Here is a 20,365-nt window from a genome sequence, read left to right on the forward strand (position 1 = left end):
TCCTCTTTATGTTATACTTGCCTAAGATATTTTGCCCTAAAAGGAGATTAACCATGACTTCGAAATTCGTCCATATACTGGGAGTGCCATTCATCAACACATCCCGGAAATCGTTTATCAACACCTTGCAAGGCCATATTGAAAGACAGGAAAAGACCTTCGTCGTGACCGCCAATCCTGAAATCGTCATGCATTCCCTGGAAGACCAGCAATACAAAGGGACGCTGGCAAAAGCCCAGTACATAACAGCCGACGGCATCGGCATCGTCAAAGCTGCCGCGATTATCGGTGAACCGCTGCCGGAACGCGTCAGCGGCTATGATTTGATGCTCGACCTGCTCGAATCGGCAGACAAAAACCACTCCAGCATCTTTTTCCTTGGAGCGGCTGAAGAAGTATTGCAGGCAACTGTCAAGAAAGCCAAACAGCATTATCCGGGCATCCAAATTGCCGGCAGCCACAACGGCTTTTTCGACTGGAACGACCCCCTCCTGCCGCAGCAGATCAAAAATGCAGCCCCGGACATCGTCTTTGTGGCGCTCGGTTTTCCAAGACAGGAGCAATGGATCGGCGCCCATATCGAGGAATTCGATAAAGGGATCTTCATCGGCATCGGCGGCAGTTTTGATGTCTTTTCCGGAACGGTCAAACGCGCACCGGAGCTGTGGCAGAAGATGAACCTGGAATGGTTCTACCGTCTGGTCAAGCAGCCATCCCGTTGGAAACGCATGCTCGTACTGCCGAAATTTGCAGCGACTGTGATTGGACGAAAGGCTTTACGTAAATAATGAAGAACACCTTGATCAAAAGCACCTTAATTTTATCTATTGCAGCATTACTATCTAAAATACTCGGCAGCCTGTTCCGGATCCCGCTGCAAAATATCGCGGGAGATGAAGTACTGGGAATCTTCACCCTCGTATATCCGGTGTATATGGTCGCCTTGACGCTTTCTGTTGCCGGCATTCCAATCGCTATTTCCAAGCTGATTTCAGAAGCCCGTACAAAAGATGACGAGCAGCAGGTCAAGAATATCTTCTTCACATCCGGTATTCTGGCGCTGATTTTCGGGATTGCGAGTTTCCTGGTCATCTACGGCTTTTCCCATCAGATTGCCGCTGTCCTTGGTGGCGGAACGACACGCCTTGCCTTGATCGTCGTTTCCTGCACTTTGCTTGTGGCACCGTATATGGCGGTTTACCGCGGCTATTTCCAAGGGCATCAGGACATGACGCCAACCGCGGTGTCGCAGGTCATCGAGCAATTCATCCGCGTCGGCCTGATTCTGCTGGTGGCCATCTTCATGGTGGACCATCTCTACAGCGACGAGCAGATTGCAGGGGGCATCATGATCGGTTCCATCATCGGAGCGATCGGCTCATTCGTTTATCTGCGGATCCTGTACAATCGTTCGTCAGTCAAAATAGCCAAAGGCTTGCCGTATAAATTGGCGAATTTCAAAGCGACCGCCAAAACCATCCTGAAGATTTCCCTTCCGATCTGCATCGGCGCCATCACGATGGCCCTGTTGAACCTGGTCGATTCCATCACCATCCCGACTGCATTGAAAATGCACGGGGAAGCCACTGAAGACATCAATTCACTTTATGGCATTTATGGAAGAGGATTGGCGCTGGTGCAGATTGTCACGGTTTTTGCCGCTTCAGTCATTCTGCCCCTGATTCCTTCCATTTCTGCAAAATTGGCGAATAACGACCGAGTCGGCTCGGCTAAATTGATCGAAAATACTTTTTTCCTGACTTTTCTATTATCCGTCCCAGCCGCTGTCGGATTGGTCGTCCTGACTTTGCCGATCAACCTCGGCCTGTTTACGGATCTGCAGGGCAGCACGGTGCTGGCCATCGTGTCGTTCAGTTCGCTGTTCACATCGCTGACGGTACTTGGAACCGGTGTCCTGCAGGGGATCAATAAAGCGCGGCTCGGTGCCTGGATCATCGTCCTCGGCGTACTCATCAAACTGGTGCTGAACCTGGTGCTGGTCAATCTTTACGGATTGGAAGGCGCGGCCGTTTCGACCGCAGCCATCTACGTGATCCTGTTTCTGCTCAATGCCGCAGCCATCCGCAAATATACGGGATTCGGTTATTTCCCGAAAAAGACCGGCTCTATCATTGTCGCTTCACTTGTCATGGGGGCAGCCATCTGGTTGCCAAGTTACCTATTGGATTTTGAAGAGCTGTCAAGACTTGCAGCTTTATTGTATGTGGGAGCGGCAGCAGCCGGCGGCGGCATCATCTACTTTGTCCTGTTGTTGGCAACAAAAGCCGTGGATCAAAGCGTATTGCAGCGCATTCCTGTCATAAATAAATTCATCGCCAAGAAATAACGCCTGCAGTCCGGGCAAAACCAAGAAAAGTTAAGGGTGTGTACTTACGTGAAGAAAGTTTTAATCGGAATCCTTGTTGCTGCACTGCTGCTGACCATTCCTTCAGTATTTCAGCGCATACAAATAGAAGAATCGAATAAGAAGATCGAAAGCATCGTTCCTTACAAATTGACCACACAGTGGCTGGTGGAAGATCCAGAACTGACACCCCAAAAGATATTATCGGATTTTAAGACCAGCGGCGTCCAAAGCGTCAGCCTGGAACCGGATAGCGTCAGTACGCTGGAAAGAAAAGGGCTGATTACCGCTGTCAGCACTTCCCGAATACAAGAAAACCTCGTGCTGACACAGCAGGAGCCTTTGGAAAAAGAATTCAGCAAGCCTGGATTATTCGTCCACTCGAACGGCTCTTTTGATTTTGAGGAGCTTGCAGCAGGCCTTTTCGAGGATACCTACCCGGTTACTGTAAACAATGTAGAGTATGTCTATATTCCGGGAGATGCGGCCACCATCCAGTCGGCGCCGATTGGCTACGATCCAGAAGTCATTGCTTCCATTTTGGATGCCGGCCTCCAAGTGGTGCCGCGGATAAGCAATTATGCGGACGAAGCCCAACTCGAAAAGATGATCGATGCGCTTCTTTCCATTAAACAGCCTGGCATCAATAAAGTGCTGTTCAACGGAACAGAAGTAACTGCCTTTACAGATCCTGTCCGTTTGAATGAGTTCGGCGAGCAGCTGAAAACAGCCGGCTATGGTTTGATGAGCATCGAATTTGCTGACCAAGAGGGCTTGAATCAGTTGGCATACGTCAATGATTTGAATCTGGTACGGCTCCACAGCTTGGCTGTCACGGACGATAATATTGCCGAAAGTGCCGAAAAAATTGTTCGTGGTGCAAAAGAACGCAATATCCGGGCATTTTTCCTGAACCTGACACAGCAAGAGTATGGTAAGGCATTGCCCGCATTGCAAGAACTTCAGGCTGACGTAACGGAAGCCTTGCCGAACAGCTTCGTGATGGGCGAATCACGCTCTTTTGAAACCTATAGCGTGCCCTTATGGCAAACCATTATGGCTTTGCTCGGGGCAATCGCGTTCCTGACATTGGCAACGCAATCGGTCTTCAAGAACACCCGGCTGACAGGGCTTGCTTTAGTCGGTTCAACGCTGGTTGCCCTTATCTACCTGGTAATTGGGCAAAGTATGATCCTGAAGGCATTCGCCTTAGCGGTTGCCATCACAGCGCCGATCTGGGCAGTCCTATTGAAAAAAGAACCAGAGAAAAAATGGTATTTGCTCCGATCTTACGTTCAGGCACTCGCCATTTCAGCCATCGGTATCTGGCTGATCGTCGTCCTGCTGAGCGGCAATCAATACCTGTTGGGAATTGACCTGTTCAGAGGCGTCTCGCTGATCTATATTGTGCCGATTGCCTTTATTGCCATTTATGCAGTGTGGGGGAACATCCGAAACCTTTTGAATATGAAAGTTGTCTATTGGCATGTGGTGATCATTGCCATCGCCGCTGGTATTGCTTTGTATTATATAAGTCGGACTGGCAATGCAGGTCAGGTATCTGCCATTGAACTTCAGGCACGTTTGCTGATGGAGCAGATCCTTTACGTCAGACCACGGACAAAAGAATTCCTGATCGGCTTCCCGTTCTTCATCCTGGCGCTCCATATGGCGAAAAGCTTTCCGAAAGCCTATTATTTCCTGCTGGTCATCGGAGTCATCGGGTTCCTGTCACTAGTGAATACATTTACTCATCTTCACATTCCTTTGCTGATTTCATTGCTTAGAAGTGGTTATAGCATCGTTTTCGGGTTTATAATAGGACTTATCCTAATCTGGCTATATGAAACTGTATGGAAACGAATGATTACTATGATAAAAATGAGGTGGCAGGCGTGAGAGTAGTTTTATCTGGATATTATGGTTTTGATAACGTTGGAGATGAAGCTATTCTCTATGCCATTGTCCATTCATTGCGGGAGTACCATCAAGAAATCGACATTATCATCCTGTCGAACAAGCCGGAAAAAACGGCTGAAACCTATCGTGTCAAAGCTGTCAACAGGTGGAGCCTGAAGGAAGTCCGCGCAGCCATCAAGTCCTCCGATGGACTGATCAGCGGTGGGGGCAGCCTGCTTCAAGACGAAACCGGACGCAAAAGCATCCCGTATTACGCGGGCGTCATGAAGATTGCCCAGCAGCTGAAAAAACCGGTATTCGTTTATGCGCAGGGAATGGGTCCCATCAACAGCAAAGTCAATCAACTGATCGTCAAATACGTCCTGAATTCAGTGAAGCTGCTGACAGTCCGAGACCAGCAGTCCAAGCAATTGCTGGAAAAAATAGGGGTTTCTTCACCCATTCAACTGGTGCCGGATCCGGTCATGGCCATCGATGCAAGCAAATTTCGCAGCAGCTGGCTCGAACAGCAGAATTTCCACAATAAAGTCATCGCCGTCTCGGTTCGTGACTGGGCAGATGACGCCTATGCCTTCCAGGAAATCGCAACGGGACTCGACCAATTGGTGAATAAGGGCTATGAAATCGTCTTTATCCCCATGCACGGAAAACACGATTCCAAAACCTCCCAGCACGTTGCAAGCCTGATGAAAACCAAGGCGCATATTTCACCTCACGACAGCACGATCCAAGAGAAAATGGCCATCATCAAAGAATCGGATGTATTGTTCGGCATGCGCCTGCACGCTTTAATTTTTGCAGCTGTCAGCTATACACCTTTCGTGGCCTTATCGTACGATCCAAAAATCGACTCATTCGCCGAAATCGTAGGCCAGCCTGTACTCGGCCATGTCGAGAAAAAGGATTGGAACCACACTGACCTGGTGCACGCAATCGAGCTCATCTTCTCGAACTACCCGGACGAGCTGGCGAAAATCACCCAAGCAGCCATACCGCTGCAAAGGAGTGCCAATGAAACAGCACGCACAGTCCTCGATGCCATCGAGGCACCAGTCACCAACGCCGCACCACTGGCATACTCAAAGAAAAGTGGAAACGGCTAACTAGAACAGGCTATCTAAAGGGTTGCACGCCTTTTAGATAGCCTGTTTTTTGGTGGAGTAAAATTATTGCGTGAGGTGGAGAATTCGCTCCAGGTGCCAGCTGCCGGGGGTGAAGCCAGCGAAGCGGGTCAAGGGGGAAGAAATCGCTGCAAACGGACGCTTTCCGCGGGCACGGCCTCTGCCGCTTCCCTCGCTTTGCTCAGTCCAGTGGCTCCGGCTCGCGCTGTTCCCGCAGGAGTCGCCGTCTTCCGCTCATTCTTCTAGGTTCCTTCCTATTTATAAAGGGTGTGTGGGAGTGAAAGCGTCGCTGTTGTATGGAAGCGAGAAGATAATAAGAAAGCGAGTGGCACTTAGTGCTTTTCGCAGGCGAAAAGCGGGCATCTTAGAGGAGCGAAGCGGATCGCTGTTTGGTTTTGGGTTGTGGGAGCGAGTGAGCGAGAGGTGGATTGCTCTTACATGAACGTTTCGTGGTTCTAGCTTGATGTCTTGGGTTTCTACATGAACTCGTGGAGCGGCTACATGAACCATTCAAACCTCTACATGAATGTTCTCCACTTTTACCTGAATCCGAGCTGTTTCACCTATAGTTCAAGCCCCCGAATGGAAGCTGTTCGCGCGGCGAGCAGCCGGAAATAGGGAGCGGCGCTTTCTGATCAGTCCTCCCGCACACACAAGCTGTGATTTTTCTCATGGAATTCGTGTAGGAAGTCGAAACTTTCATGTAGAGCAGCATTGTGGTGAGGTAGCCTCCTCACCTTCTATGGTAGAAACGTGAAATGGTGAGGTAGAAACCGCGACGAGTCTTGTAGAACCCCGAAAAGATGATTCTCCAATTCCTTTCTTTTCTCCTCCCCCAGCGAAGGCGCGTGCACCACCGCTGCCGAGCGTTTCCAGAACCACTCGCACCCTTTCCACACAAAAAAAGTTTTTTGCTGCGTATCCCAACACCCCCAGCGGCAGGTGCGTCCAGGAGTGGACGGAGCGATAAGACGAGTAGCGTACTTCAGCTACTTGGCTTATTGCGGGAGTCCATTCCAGAGCACCGAAGCGACCTATAGAACCTTTATTTACTCCCACCCACCACTCTCCCAGCTGCCTGGCTTCTTGTGGGAACCCACTCCACAGCGCCGAAGCGACTTATAGAACCACACTAAAACTATTCCCGCATCTTACTCCAAAGCACCAAAGCGACTTGTAGAACCCACTAAAACTAAAAAAAGACATCCCCTGAAAAAGGAATGCCTCAACACTTTATACTTTTGCCTCTTTCGTACCCTTCGCTTTTTTGCGTTTATTCAACACGCGGTTGCCTTTGCCGAAGAACACCCAGCTGTATGGCACAAACTCATAAAACAGGCGGACGATCAGCCAACTGCTGAAGAACGTCACTAGCAGCGTGATCAGCTGCCAAGAATGGAAAACAAGCGGATCACCGCCGGAGACGTACATTCTCAGGATCATCAAGAAAAACGGATGGATCAAGTACATGCCGAACGACACGACGCCGATTTCAATCATGAACTTCTTGACCCGCGGCAAATTCCAAGTCTCGAGGAAATGGACGAAAATGAAAATCACTGTCGCCGCAAACATGGCATGCATGCTCCAACCGAACTCGATCCATTTGCTGTTGCCGCTCCATTGGCCGGTCCGGATATCATAATAGATGCTGACATAGAAATAAATCATGAAGAGATAGCCTGCCGCGATCAAGGCGATGGCCGGCCAGACCTTGCGCCAATTGCCGATCCACGCCGCAACTTTTTCATAATAGACGCCGAGGAAAGCCCCGAAGAAATAGAACATGAAATACGTCAGCGCGATTGACCCTTTCGCCGGCACCTGGAAATAAGCCGAATTCAGCAGGACCCACACCCACTGGATGATAAAGCCGATGGGAATCGCATATTTCCGGATAAAAGCAGACTTCTTGAACAGGTAAAGCAGGATTGGGAACATCAAGTAAAACTGGACACTGACGAACACAAAATACAGATGGTTATGCGCTTTGCCTGTTGCCAAAGCCCGTAGGAACTCCTCGAGCATCACGGGAATATCTGTGAAATTCTTGTTCAGGTAAGCCTTGAACAGAAAGTAGAAGGCCGAGAAGACCACATATGGGACCAGGATATACAATAAGCGTTTCTTATAGAATTTCTGGAACAGGCTGGCAGTCAATTCCCGGTGGTAATAGGTATAGAAAAGCACAAAGCTGCTCAGGAAAATAAAAACCGGTGTTCCGATTTTTCCAGCAATATTAAAGAAATTATAGATCATGAAGGTAAACGATTCCGGATTGGTTCCGACAACGCCGGTAGACGACGAATGAACTGCGAATACCCCGAATAGGGCAAGAACCCGCGCATATTGGACCTCGTCCAGATGCTTTCTGGCTAGTGGTTTCATATTTCACCGTTCTTTCTGCATAGAGTATATCTTGTTTCAAGAAAACATCACTTTCATGTTACCATGTTTCACCATACTATATGCTGCAAGCGTGCAGACATTATTTTTTCGTGAAGTTTGTAAAGGTACTGTAATAGATTTGAATTAGTTATAATTATGCTATTGTTGAAAAAATTCTGTCATGCTACACTGAAAATGAATAAAGTCGCACAATAAATGGAATTTTTCCCCTGGTCATTACATTCAATTTGGCTTAGGCCATAATATTCATGTATAGCCAGGGCGCGACGCTTCAAAAAAATTAAAGGATGGTGTCAAATGAAGGGGAAAATGTTTAAATCAGCAATTGCAGTGGCGTTGACGGCAAGTGTAGTTGGGGTTCAGTCACCTGGAACAGCACAAGCGGCGGTAGGGGATTTCGAACTGACGATCATGCACACGAACGATACGCACGCGAACTTGGACAAAGTGGCGAACCGTGTCACATTGGTGAACCAGATTCGTGAAGAAAAACCGAATAATCTATTGCTGGATGCAGGGGACGTTTTTTCTGGAACATTATACTTCAACACCTTTGAAGGGCAAGCGGATTTACCGTTCATGAATTTGATGAAATACGATGCCATGACATTCGGCAACCATGAATTTGATTTGGGTTCAGGCGAAGAAGGACATAAAGCGCTCGGCGAATTTGTTGGAGGGGCTGATTTTCCATTCGTTGCCGCAAACGTAGACTTTTCAGGCGATGACATTATGTCTGGATATCAAAATAAAGTATATACAGCTGAAGCCGGAAACGGTGAAATCTACAACGGCATCATCAAGGAAATTGATGGTGAACAAGTCGGGGTTTTCGGTTTGACTACGGAAGAAACAGCTTCCATTTCAAGCCCTGGAGACATCACGTTCTCCAATTACATCGAAGCAGCTCAAGAAGCGGTTGATGCATTTGAAGCAGAAGGCGTCAATAAAATCATCGCTTTGACGCATATCGGCTTTGACGATTCGGCTGAATTCGATAACGACCAATTGCTGGCCGAAGCGGTTGAAGGCATCGATGTCATCGTCGGCGGCCACACACATAAAAAACTTGATGAGCCGGTTGTCTTTGAAGGAAACACAGATCCTACCGTAATTGTTCAAGCGAATGAATACAATAAATTCCTTGGCCAATTGGATGTAACGTTTAATGCAGAAGGTGTGGTTACAACGCAGACCGGCAAATTGCATGACGTCGCTGCTGCAGGAATCACGCCAGACGCAGAAGCAGCTGAACTTCTTGCACCATTTGCAGCAGAAGTTGAAGAAGTGAAAAATGAGTCAACAGGTGCCACAGCTGAAGTCTTCCTTAACGGGGGACGCAACGAAGGCGGTGTCCGTGCTTCTGAAACCAATCTCGGCAACTTGATCACAGACGGCATGCTCGCTACAGCGAAGAAAATTGATCCGGATACAGTTATCGCGGTCCAAAACGGCGGCGGTATCCGCGCATCCATCGATGTAGGCGATATCACAGTCGGAGAAGTATTGACAACAATGCCATTCGGCAATGCTTTGGCGATTATGAACTTAAAAGGTTCAGAATTGAAAACAGCGCTTGAGCACAGTGTCCGTTTATTCCCAGCTGAAAATGGTGGATTCCTCCATGTGGCAGGACTCGAATTTTCATTCGACCAGGCAAAAGCTGCAGGATCACGCGTAACGACTGTTAATGTTGTAAACGGTGATGTCCGCACACCGCTTGATGACAACAAATTCTACAAAGTAGCGACCAACACGTTCACAGCTAAAGGCGGCGATGGTTTCACATCATTCGATGTAGCCTATAAAGACGGCCGCGTCAGCGAGCCAGGAAACATCGACTATGAAATGTTCATCGACTATATTGCTGGTTTGAAAACTGTTGAACCAAAACTTGAAAACCGCATCAACCCAACTGTTCCATTTAAAGATGTAGCGATGGAACGCTGGTCATATCCATACGTCAAAGATGCTTTCCATAGAGGTCTGATAAACGGTACGGCTGAAACAACTTTCTCACCAAAACGTGAATTGACGCGCTGGGAAGCAGCAACCATCATCTCGCGCATGATGAAACTGGATCCAGCAAAAGCGCCAGCATCACCATTCACGGACATCTCGGATCTGCCGAAAGAGCGTCAGGCTGAAATCAATGCTGTATTTGCTGAAGGCTATGTAACAGGCAAAACGGCAACGAAATTCAACCCGAGAGAAAAAATCTCCCGTGCGCATTTCGCTTTGATGCTGAACCGCGTCTATGAAAAAGTAAACGGCGACTACCCAGTTGACGAGTATGCTTCATATACGGATTATGGCAAGCACACGGCTGAAACAAAAGAAGCCATCACGATGTTGGATGAGCTTGGAATTGTCGAAGGCTTTAACGGCAAATTCAATCCATCTAAGTTCACATCACGTGAAGAAACAGCGAAAATGATTTCATTGGTTGCACCGCATTCAACGAAGTAAGCACCTTTTGAACCCTTTACCAGACGGAGGTGTCTGGTAAGGGGTTTTTTCTTTCATTTGTATATCAGTAAAAAAATACATTATTTTAACAAATAAAAGGAAATTGATAGAAAATTTACAAAAAATATATAAAGCGCTTCCAAATTTCGGGTATAATAAAATCGTATCAACAAATAAGAATCAGGAGTGAAGAACTTGTCCAAACACGCATTCAGTAAAATTCTTCTTAGCCTTGTTTTGGCTTTATCAGCCATGCTGCCCTATATGGCGGTTACAGCAAACGCCGCAGAACCGATCACAGTCGCTGACGCGATAGCAACAAATTCAGGCACAGCCACTGTAAAAGGCTTTATCGTAGGTACTGCTACGAGCGGTACCAATTATGACCAAGAAGCACCTTTTACACTCGCTTCAAATTTAGGGCTTGCCGATTCTCCGGATGAAACGGATCCAACAAAAATCCTTCCGGTGCAATTGCCGACAGGAGCTACACGTACAGGCTTGAACCTGGTCGACAATCCGGCCAATTTTAAAGCGGAAGTCACCATCACAGGAACTTTAGGCGCTTACTTCACAGTGCCCGGCCTTCGCGGAGCATCAGCCTTCACCATCATTTCTGAAGGCGAAGCACCACCTGCACCTCCTGAAGCAACTGTCGTAGATTCATTGGCAGAAGCCCGCACCATGCCTGGCAAACTGATCCAGGTGGAGGCGACTGTCACAACCGGAACAGGTTTCTGGGGCGGCAATGCGTTTTACGTCCAGGACGATTTGGCTGGACTTTACGTCTACACGTCGAATGCAGCCGTTGCACCGGGAGACATTGTCCGGTTGACAGGAACTGTTTCTGAATACGGCGGCGAACTGCAGCTGCAGCCGAGTGCGGTGGAAGTTCTTTCTTCCGGCAACGAACTGCCGGCCGTGCAGACCATTACGCCAGCTGGTGTCAATGAAGCTACGCAAAGCGAGCAGATCAAGCTGGAGAACGTCACCATCACAGACCTCAAATCCGTAAACGATTACGGTACGTTCGAGTTTTCGGCCCTTGCTGAAAATGGCGAAGCGGTCACCATCCGCAACGATAACCGCAACGGACTGACGCTTGAGCAATTTACGAAACAATACAAAGAAGGCGATGTGATCCATGTCACTGGAATCGCTTCGAAATTCAATAGTTCTTACCAAGTGAAGACACTTGGCTTTGAAAGCTTTGATTTAGTCAATAAACCAGCGGTCTACGCTGATATTTTCCCAGGTGTCGTTTCAGAAGACACGAAAATCACATTGGCATCAGGATGGGAAAACGCCACAATTTATTACACGCTTGACGGCTCAGCACCAACTGCCCAAAGCACTGAATACACTGCACCCATCGTCTTGACAGAAGATGCAGCGATCAAAGCCATTGCAATCACTGACGAAACGTCAGAGGTATTCACATTCGATTACACGGTCTTGAAAACAGCAGACCTGAAAATCCGTGACATCCAAGGCGATGGCCATTACTCGGATTACCAGGGCGTAGCCGTCAATGAAATCGTTGGTGTCGTGACGCATCTTTACAACACGGCAAACTTTGTCATTCAGGATACAAATCCGGATGATGACGTGACGACTTCAGAAGCATTGATCGTCAACAAAGCATCAAACGGCTTGCAAGTCGGTGACCTTGTCACTGTTGCCGGCACCGTAGAAGAACATTTCCAGGAAGGCTATTCTGATGCAAAAGACAACGACCTGCCGATTACGCGCATCCGTGCAACGGACGCAGTGAAAACAGGGACGGCTCCACTTCCTGAACCGATTGTCATCGGAAAAGATGTATTCCCGCCCACCAAGGTTATCGACAATGATGGATTGACGTCATTTGATCCGGAAGAAGACGGAATTGATTTCTGGGAATCGCTCGAGCTTATGCGTGTCGGTGTCGCTGACGCACAAATCGTCGGACCGCAAAGCTACGGCGAAGTGATCGTCGTTTCCAAAAACGCGACCAACAACGACTTCCATAAACAAGGCGGCGTGTTGCTTGCAGAAGACGATTACAACCCGGAGCGCATCGCTTTCGATATTGACAATGAAAACTACATCGCTAAGTCCGGTGATTCATTTGCCGGAACTCCTGTAGGCGTCCTTGGCTTCGGCTTCGGAAACTACAAAATCTGGGCTGAAGAAAGCGATCTTACGGAGCTTGTAGACGGCGGAACCAAGCCGGAACAAACTTGGATCGCTAAAGAAGAAGACGAACTGACTGTAGCCGCTTATAATGTAGAGAACTTTTCTGCAGACCCAAGCCATACGTCAGACGCTAAAGCACAGCGCATTGCAGAATCATTCGTTAAGGACCTGAATTCGCCGGACGTCATCGTTATGGTTGAAGTGCAGGACAACGACGGCCCAATCGCATCAAACAACAGCGACGCATCTGCAAGCTACAAACGTTTGATCGAAGGCATCAAAACAGCGGGCGGCCCAACGTATGCGTGGACCGACATCGCACCTGAATACAACAAGGACGGCGGAGAGCCAGGCGGAAACATCCGCGTCGGCTATCTGTACAACCCTGAACGCGTAACCCTGTCCGAAGGAATAAAAGGCTCAGCAACGGAAGACAACTCATGGGTCGACGGCGAACTTGCCTTGAACCCGGGACGTGTCCAGCCAATCGCTATGCCGAACACACGTAAACCAATCGCTGCACAATTTGAATTCCAAGGTGAGCAAGTTGTCGTCATCGGCGCCCACTTGAACTCAAAAGGCGGAGACCAGCCACTATTTGGCCAGAAGCAGCCACCATTCCTTGGCTCTGTAGAAGAACGCATCGAACTGGCAACAGCCATCAATGGCTTTATTGAAGAAGGCCTTAAACAGGATCCGGATCTGAACGTCATCGTTGCAGGCGACATGAACGATTTCGAATTCACACCGGCACTGGATGCATTAAAAGGCGATATTCTAACGAATAAAGTCGAAGATGTGCCGCTTGAAGACCGCTACTCTTATTATTACCAGGGCAATTCACAGGTTCTGGATCACTTGTTGGTGACGAACAATTTAGCAGACCGCACCGACTTGGACATGGTCCACATCAATTCGATGTTCATGGAACAGCATGGCCGCGCATCGGATCACGATCCGTTGCTGGCACAGATCGCATTTGAAAAAGAAGAAGTTCCAGAAGTTCCAGAAAAAGATTTCCCATTCACGGATGTCAGTAAAAAAGCTTGGTCGTACCCATACATTAACGATTTATTTAATAGAGAGTTGATCAAAGGGAAGTCTGACACCATCTATGCACCAAAAGACAACTTGACGCGTATGCAGGCCGTAACCATCCTAGCTCGCATCATGAAACTTGAAATCAAAGGAACTGAGAAATCGCCATTTAAGGACATCTCGGACATTCCAGAAATTTACCGCAATGAAATCAATGCAGCCTACCAGTCCGGCATCATTAATGGATTCACGGCAACAACATTCAAGCCGAGAGAATTCATTACCCGTGCCCAGTTCGCATTGATGCTGAATCGTGTATACGAGTTGAAAAACGATGAGTACAAAGTCGACAATTACGCACCATTCAGCGATTACGGCAAATTCAACAATGAAACGAAAAGAGCCATCACGATGCTTTACGATTTGGAAGTTGTGGAAGGCTACAACGGCAAGTACATGCCAGCCAAATACACAACACGCGAAGAAACAGCCAAAATCTTCTCGCTGTTCCGTCCATTCGTAGCGAAATAAACCATATTTTCTAAAAGCCCGATCAGGTTTTCTGATCGGGCTTTTTTTATGTTTTTTGTGTTTTTTGTGTTTTGTATGTTTTGTGTGGTTCTAGAAGTCGCTTCGGCGCTGTGGAGTGGGTTCCCACAAGAAGCCAGGCAGCTGGAGTGCGCTGCCCGTCTTCTTGCTCCACCCACTCCGGGGACGCGCCTGCCGCTGGGGGTGTTGGGATACGCTGCGAACTTTTTTTGTGTGGAGGATATAGTGAGCGAGTGGTTCTGGAATCGCTCGGCAGCGGTGGTGCACGCGCCTTCGCTTGGAGAGTGAAGCTGTTAGTGAAGGTTCTCTAAGTAGCTTCGGCGCTTTGGAGTGGGTTCCCACAAGAAGCCAGGCAGCTGGAGTGCGCTGCCTGGCTTCTCGCTCCACCCACTCCGGGGACGCACCTGCCGCTGGGAGTGTTGGGGTACGCAGCAAACCTTTTTTGTGTGTGGGGGGAATGGGAGCGAGTGGTTCTGGAAACGCTCGGCAGCGCACGTGCACGCGCCTTCGCTGGGTGAGGAGAAAAGGATTGGAGAATCCTCTTTTCGTGCGTTCTACAAGACTCGTCGCGGTTTCTACCTCACCGTTTCATGTTTCTACCATAGAAGGTGATGAGGCTACCTCACCGCTGCGCTTTTCTACATGAAAGTCTCGACTCCTTACACGAATTCCATGAGAAAAATCACAGCTTGTCTGTGAGTGAGGCCTGATCAGAAAGCGCCGCTCCCTATCCTTGGCTTGTTCGCCGCGCGAACAGCTTCCATTCCCGGGCTTGAATTATGGTGAAACAGCTGGGATTCAGGTAGAAGTGGAAGAGATTCATGTAAAGGAGCGAGAGGTTCAGCTATAGCTCTGGAGCGTTCATGTAGCCGCTCGAAGAGTTCAGCTAGAGCCACGAAACGTTCAGGTAAGAGCAATCCCCCTCTCGCTCACTCGCTCCCACAACCCAAAACCAAAGAGCGATCCGCTTCGCTCCTACAATTTCCGGCTGTTCGCCGCGCGAACAGCTTCCATTCATGGGCTTGAACTTTGGTGAACCTGGTGGCATTGCGGTAGAAGTGGAAAAGGTTCATGTAAAGGAGCAAAAGGTTCTGCTATAGATCTGGAACGTTCATGTAGCCGCTCCACGAGTTCAGGTAGAAACCCAAAACATCAAGCTAGAGCCACGAAACGTTCATGTAAGAGCAATCCACCTCTCGCTCACTCGCTCGCACAACCCAAAACCAACAGCGATCCGCTTCGCTCCTCCAGGATGCCCGCTTTTCGCCTGCGAAAAGCACTAAGTGCCACTCGCTTTCTTATTATCTTCTCGCTTCCATACAACAGCGACGCTTTCACTCCCACACACCCTTTATAAATAAGAAGAAACCTAGAAGAAAGAGCGGAAAACGGCGACTCCTGCGGGAACAGCGCGAGCCGGAGCCACTGGACTGAGCAAAGCGAGGGAAGAGGCAGAGGCCGTGCCCGCGGAAAGCGTCCGTTTGCAGCGATTTCTTCCCCCTTGACCCGCTTCGCTGGCATCACCCCCGGCAGCTGGCACCGCGACGTCCTGTCGCGCCAGCTGCATGACCCGCGTCCTGCGGGCCCGAAAGCGTCCACCTGGAGCGATTTCTTTCCCTCATCAAAAATCTTCTTCACTAAAACCCATCCAACCACATGAAATTTAATCCAATTATTATTTGCAAGATTGAAAAAATATGGTAAATTTAAATCGTTGTGCAATTATAAACATTCATTGGAATTGCGAATCAGAACATAGGGGGAAACAAATTGACGAAGTTAAAACCATTTTTATTGGTGGCGATGGTATTCATGATGACATTCAGTTCAGCTGCCTTCGGCTTGACCGGAGTCTCGGCGGCCGTGAACTCATCAGCCGTGCCAAGCCTAAAGTTGGAAAAAGGGGAAGTAAACCTTTCTAAAACTCTCGTAGACCCGGAAGACCCGAAAAAACAGGTGCGGGTGATCATCGAGCTTGAAGGAGCACCGGCGATTGAAAATGCTACGAAAAAAGGCATTCTTTATAAAAATCTTCCGGAAAACCAAAAAGAGACATTGGAAGCGGCAGTTGTTACGGGGCAGGAATCCGTGCAAGTCTCCATCGATACCATTGTCCCCGATATTACATACCTTGAAAATTTCACCACCGTATTCAACGGATTCTCCGCACAAGTCGAAGCGGGGCAAGTTGAAGACATCGCCAACTTGAGCGGCGTCAAAGCGGTCTACGAATCGACTGAGTATCAGCGTCCTGAAGCTCAGCCGGAAATGAAATATTCAAAAGAATTGGTCCAGGCGCAAGATGCATGGAAAGATTATAAGTTCAAAGGTGAGGGCATGGTTGTCGGCGTCATCGATACCGGAATTGACCCGAGCCATAAAGACATGGTCTTGACAAACAACACGACGGGCGACATCACAAAATCGGATGTAGCAGCGTTAGTGGCTGATAAATCCATCGAAAATGGCAAATTCTTCACTGCAAAAGTGCCATTCGGCTATAACTACATGGACGGCAACAACGAAATTTTGGATCTTGGGCCGGAAGCTTCCATGCATGGCATGCACGTGGCCGGAACAGTAGGAGCCAATGGCAATGAAAAAAATGGCGGCATCAAAGGGGTTGCACCGGAAGCGCAATTGCTGGCGCTGAAAGTATTTGGCAATGACCCACTTTATCCGTCAACTTATGGCGACATCTACATCAAGGCAATCGATGATTCGATCAAATTGGGTGCAGATGTCATCAATATGTCCCTGGGATCGACTGCAGGGTTTGTGGATTCTTCAAATCCGGAACAAAAAGCAGTGGAACGAGCGACAAATAACGGCATCCTGGTATCCATCTCGGCAGGAAACTCTGATTTGTTCGGTTCGGATTATTATTATCCATATGCTGAAAATCAGGATTACGGACTGACAGGCTCGCCAAGCACCGCCATCGATTCATTTGGCGTAGCATCATTTGAAAATGATATCATTACAGCGAAAAGTTTTAATTACCAGGTGGATGGAACCCAAACTGGGAGTGGCATATACATGCTGGCCAGTGATGCAGATCCGCAAGATTTGCCGAATGCAAGCTACGAAGTAGTTGATGTAGGCCTTGGGAAACCAGCAGATTTTAAAGACAAAAAAATGGCTGGCAAATTTGCATTGGTATCACGCGGCGAAATCGACTTTGTTGCAAAAGGACTGGCTGCACAAGAAGCTGGCGCAATTGGCGTCATCATCTACAACAACACAACAGGCACCATCAGCATGGCATCAGATCCATTTATCGAAATTCCTTATCTGTCGGCTTTGCAAGAGGACGGCCTGGCAATGAAAGCACAGCTGGATGCAGGCAAAAAAGTGTCGGTTTCTTTTGACGGCGAATTCCTGGAGATCCAAAACCCGAGCAAAGGCCAAATGAGTGACTTTACTTCTTGGGGGCCGACACCGAACCTTGATTTCAAACCGGAAATCACGGCTCCAGGCGGCAACATCTTCTCGACTTTGAACGAAAACGGGTACGGCTTGATGAGCGGAACGTCCATGGCGGCTCCGCACGTCTCAGGCGGAACGGCCTTGATGTTCCAGCGCATTGAAGAGCTTGGCCTCAAAGGCCGCGAGCGCGTTCAATTCGCGAAAAACCTGATGATGAACACAGCAGATCCTGTTGAATTCGCGAAAGGCGAATACGTCTCGCCACGCCGTCAAGGTGCAGGCTTGATGCAATTGCATGACGCCCTTTCCACAGACCTGATGTTGACGAATAAAGCAACAGGCGATGCAAAAGTCGCCGTGAAGGAAATTGCAAAAGGCAAATTCACCTTCACATTAGAAGCCCAAAACTTCTCAGAAAAAGAAGCAAGCTACGAAGTGGATGTAAACGTCCAAACGGACATTGCAACAGAAGTGGCAGGACCTGATATTACAGCACCAAATATTACAGGAGCATCGGTTGTAACGGACAAGGTGGCAGTCACTGCACCTGAAACCATCACCGTTCCAGCAAATGGAATAAAAGAAATCAAGGTCACAGTCGACGTATCGGCGCTTAAAGGCATGCCGGAATACGCAGCCTTCACAAACGGCTTTTTCGTTGACGGTTTTGTTACATTGACCGACGCGAATGAAGACGTGACAGGCAACACGCAAGTAGTCGTTCCTTATTTCGGCTTTAACGGCGGATGGGACGATGCCAGCATCTTCGACGATTTTGCCTGGGATGCAGACACTTATTATGGAGAGACAAAACTGACGGATGATGATGAAATCGAAATCACTGGCGGCACGCATGCCGGTAAATTCATTCCTGAACGCTTTGCCTTTTCACCAAATGGCGACGACTTGCAGGACATGGCCGTGCCGGTCTATACATTGATGAGAAACGCCAAGGCATTTGAAGTCAATGTGCTGGATATTGCAGGCAAAAAACTGCGCACGATCCGTACAGCTTCAGATCTGACAAAGCATTACACGTCAACTGATCCGATCACTTTCAACCCGCTTAACGGCTGGGATGGGTTGATTGATGGCAAACCGGCGAAAGACGGAAGCTACCAGATCCAGCTTCGCGCAGTCATTGATTACCCGAATGCACAATGGCAGTCGATCAATTTCCCGGTCATCATTGATACGGTGGCTCCAAAAGCCGCAGCCAGCTATGACGCTGCAACGAAAACAGTCAACGTTACGAAATTTGCGGATAACGCATCAGGCGTTGGCGCAGACCGTTGGGAAGTATTCGTCAACGGCGAAGAAGTGACAGAAGACGAAAAGACTGACGAAGAAGACGAATCCCTTGCACCAACAACCACTGCCTATAAAGTGGAGACACCCGTGAAAACCGGTGACGAAGTGATCGCGGTCTTCTATGATATCGCTGGCAACACGACAGAAGTAAACCTTGCCGCTTCATCAAAAAATGAAACAACCCCACCGGTCATCTACATCGCATCACCGGAAACACTGGAAGTTTATGGTGAAAAAGAAATCGAAGTTTACGGCAATGTAGAAGACGATTCCAACGTCGTTTCCTTGACGGTGAACGGTGTCGAAGCGGATGAATTTGACGGAGAAAGCTTTGAGCATACGCTAACATTGAAAGACGGCTCTCAGCACGTGACCGTCAAAGCGGTAGATGAGTTCGGCAATGAAATGCAGCTTCGCCGCCAGATCCTGGTCGATACCAAGCCGGCGGTCATTACAGTAGTGAATGTACCGAAAACGGTAGGCGCCAACACGACTGAAGTCGAAGTGACATTCAATGTCAAAGACAATATGGACGAAATCTATGCTTCCGTAAACGGCAGCGAAGTCTTTAGAAAAGACAAGTCCGAGCCATACGGCAAAGCAAGCTTTAACCAAAACATCAAAACCAAAGTGCCGGTCAAACGAATCGGCGCAAATAAATACACAGTGTCAGTTGTGGATGCAGCAGGCCATATCACGAAAAAAACATTCACCATCACCAAAGCATCAAACGTAACATTTACCGACATCCAGAAACATTGGGCAAAAACTCAAATCGAAGCATTGGCTTCACAAGGCATCATCAAAGGAAAAACTGATGCCTTGTATGCTCCAACAGCCGATTTGACACGCGCTGAATTCGCAGCCTTGCTGGTCCGCACACTCGAATTGCCTTTGAAAGATTACCAAGGCACATTCAAAGATGCGGGCCCAAGCAAAACATGGGCTGCAAAAGAAATTGAAGCAGCTGCCCGTGCTGGCATCGTTCTCGGATTGCCGAACAGCCGTTTCGATCCGAAAGCGCCCATCTCCCGTCAGGACACAGCGGTCATGATCATGCGTGCAGTCGAATACCAGGAAGCCTCATTACTAGAAGGCCTGGATACCACTCACAAATTTGAAGACAAAGCCAAAATCTCGAAATACGCAAATAAATCCGTGTCACAAGCCTATGGACTCGGCCTAATCACTGGCCGCGACGGCAACGTCTTCGACCCACAGGCAAAAATCAACCGAGCAGAAACAGCGGCGGTCCTATACCGCGCTCTCGAAAAGATGGAGCTGCTGGACTAACCAACTAGCCAAACAAACAAGCAAGCAATCAGAACGTTGATTGCTTGCTTTTTTTTGAATTAAAAACTGGTATGGAAAAATAGTGTGGGGTGGAGAAATCGCTGCAGGGGGCCCAGCGGGGGAGGGAGGGGTGAAGAATTCGCTCCAGGTGGACGCTTTCCAGGGGGCTTGCCCCGAACTAACTCGGGCTTGGCGCCCGAGTGGATTTCGGCACTTCGCTGATCCCCAAGGAGTCGCCACCTTCCGCTCATTCTGCTAGGTTTCTTCTTATTAATAGAGGGTA

8 protein-coding genes are annotated in these 20,365 nt (G+C 48.6%); 7 read left to right on the forward strand and 1 reads right to left on the reverse strand.

Going from position 1 to position 20,365, the window contains the following annotated elements; all coding sequences use genetic code 11:
- The first annotated feature begins 53 nt into the window (after positions 1-53).
- Genes AC1MEO_RS17515 through csaB form a run of 4 tightly spaced genes read left to right on the forward strand, consistent with a single transcriptional unit; the run spans position 54 to position 5,388 of the window.
- On the forward strand, positions 54-788 hold the full coding sequence (locus AC1MEO_RS17515; RefSeq protein WP_480332869.1) for a WecB/TagA/CpsF family glycosyltransferase: 735 nt from the start codon (positions 54-56) through the stop codon (positions 786-788).
- Positions 788-2,347, forward strand: a complete 1,560-nt coding sequence (locus AC1MEO_RS17520; RefSeq protein WP_480332871.1) for a putative polysaccharide biosynthesis protein — start codon at positions 788-790, stop codon at positions 2,345-2,347. Before AC1MEO_RS17515 ends, AC1MEO_RS17520 begins: the two co-directional genes overlap by 1 nt.
- Before the next feature lie 48 nt (positions 2,348-2,395).
- The gene (locus tag AC1MEO_RS17525) at positions 2,396-4,264 is read left to right on the forward strand and encodes a DUF5693 family protein (RefSeq protein ID WP_480332873.1); all 1,869 of its coding nucleotides are present in this window, start codon (positions 2,396-2,398) and stop codon (positions 4,262-4,264) included.
- Entirely contained in the window at positions 4,261-5,388 is a 1,128-nt protein-coding gene (gene csaB, locus AC1MEO_RS17530; RefSeq protein ID WP_480332875.1) for a polysaccharide pyruvyl transferase CsaB, read from the forward strand. The genes AC1MEO_RS17525 and csaB overlap by 4 nt, the downstream gene beginning before the upstream one ends.
- A gap of 1,251 nt (positions 5,389-6,639) precedes the next feature.
- Here csaB and AC1MEO_RS17535 read toward each other — a convergent pair.
- A complete protein-coding gene (locus AC1MEO_RS17535; protein WP_480332877.1) occupies positions 6,640-7,794 on the reverse strand; it encodes an acyltransferase in 1,155 nt (384 codons plus the stop codon).
- A gap of 318 nt (positions 7,795-8,112) precedes the next feature.
- Here AC1MEO_RS17535 and AC1MEO_RS17540 point away from each other — a divergent pair, with 318 nt between their 5' ends.
- The 3 genes from AC1MEO_RS17540 to AC1MEO_RS17550 all read left to right on the forward strand — a co-directional run bounded on the left by AC1MEO_RS17540 (position 8,113) and on the right by AC1MEO_RS17550 (position 20,082).
- Positions 8,113-10,284, forward strand: a complete 2,172-nt coding sequence (locus AC1MEO_RS17540; protein ID WP_480332880.1) for a 5'-nucleotidase C-terminal domain-containing protein — start codon at positions 8,113-8,115, stop codon at positions 10,282-10,284.
- A gap of 195 nt (positions 10,285-10,479) precedes the next feature.
- A complete protein-coding gene (locus AC1MEO_RS17545; RefSeq protein WP_480332882.1) occupies positions 10,480-14,031 on the forward strand; it encodes a DUF6359 domain-containing protein in 3,552 nt (1,183 codons plus the stop codon).
- Positions 14,032-15,819: 1,788 nt separating this feature from the next.
- Positions 15,820-20,082 (forward strand): S8 family serine peptidase, encoded by a 4,263-nt coding sequence (locus AC1MEO_RS17550; RefSeq protein ID WP_480332884.1) that lies wholly within the window; start codon positions 15,820-15,822, stop codon positions 20,080-20,082.
- Positions 20,083-20,365 lie beyond the last annotated feature (283 nt).

Source organism: Planococcus sp. BI3 (assembly GCF_056680115.1).

Coding starts and splice junctions, on each gene's coding strand:
- AC1MEO_RS17520 (WP_480332871.1), top strand. CDS start 788: ATGAAGAACACCTTGATCAAAAGCACCTTAATTTTATCTATTGCAGCA.
- AC1MEO_RS17540 (WP_480332880.1), top strand. CDS start 8,113: ATGAAGGGGAAAATGTTTAAATCAGCAATTGCAGTGGCGTTGACGGCA.
- AC1MEO_RS17515 (WP_480332869.1), top strand. CDS start 54: ATGACTTCGAAATTCGTCCATATACTGGGAGTGCCATTCATCAACACA.
- AC1MEO_RS17535 (WP_480332877.1), bottom strand. CDS start 7,794: ATGAAACCACTAGCCAGAAAGCATCTGGACGAGGTCCAATATGCGCGG.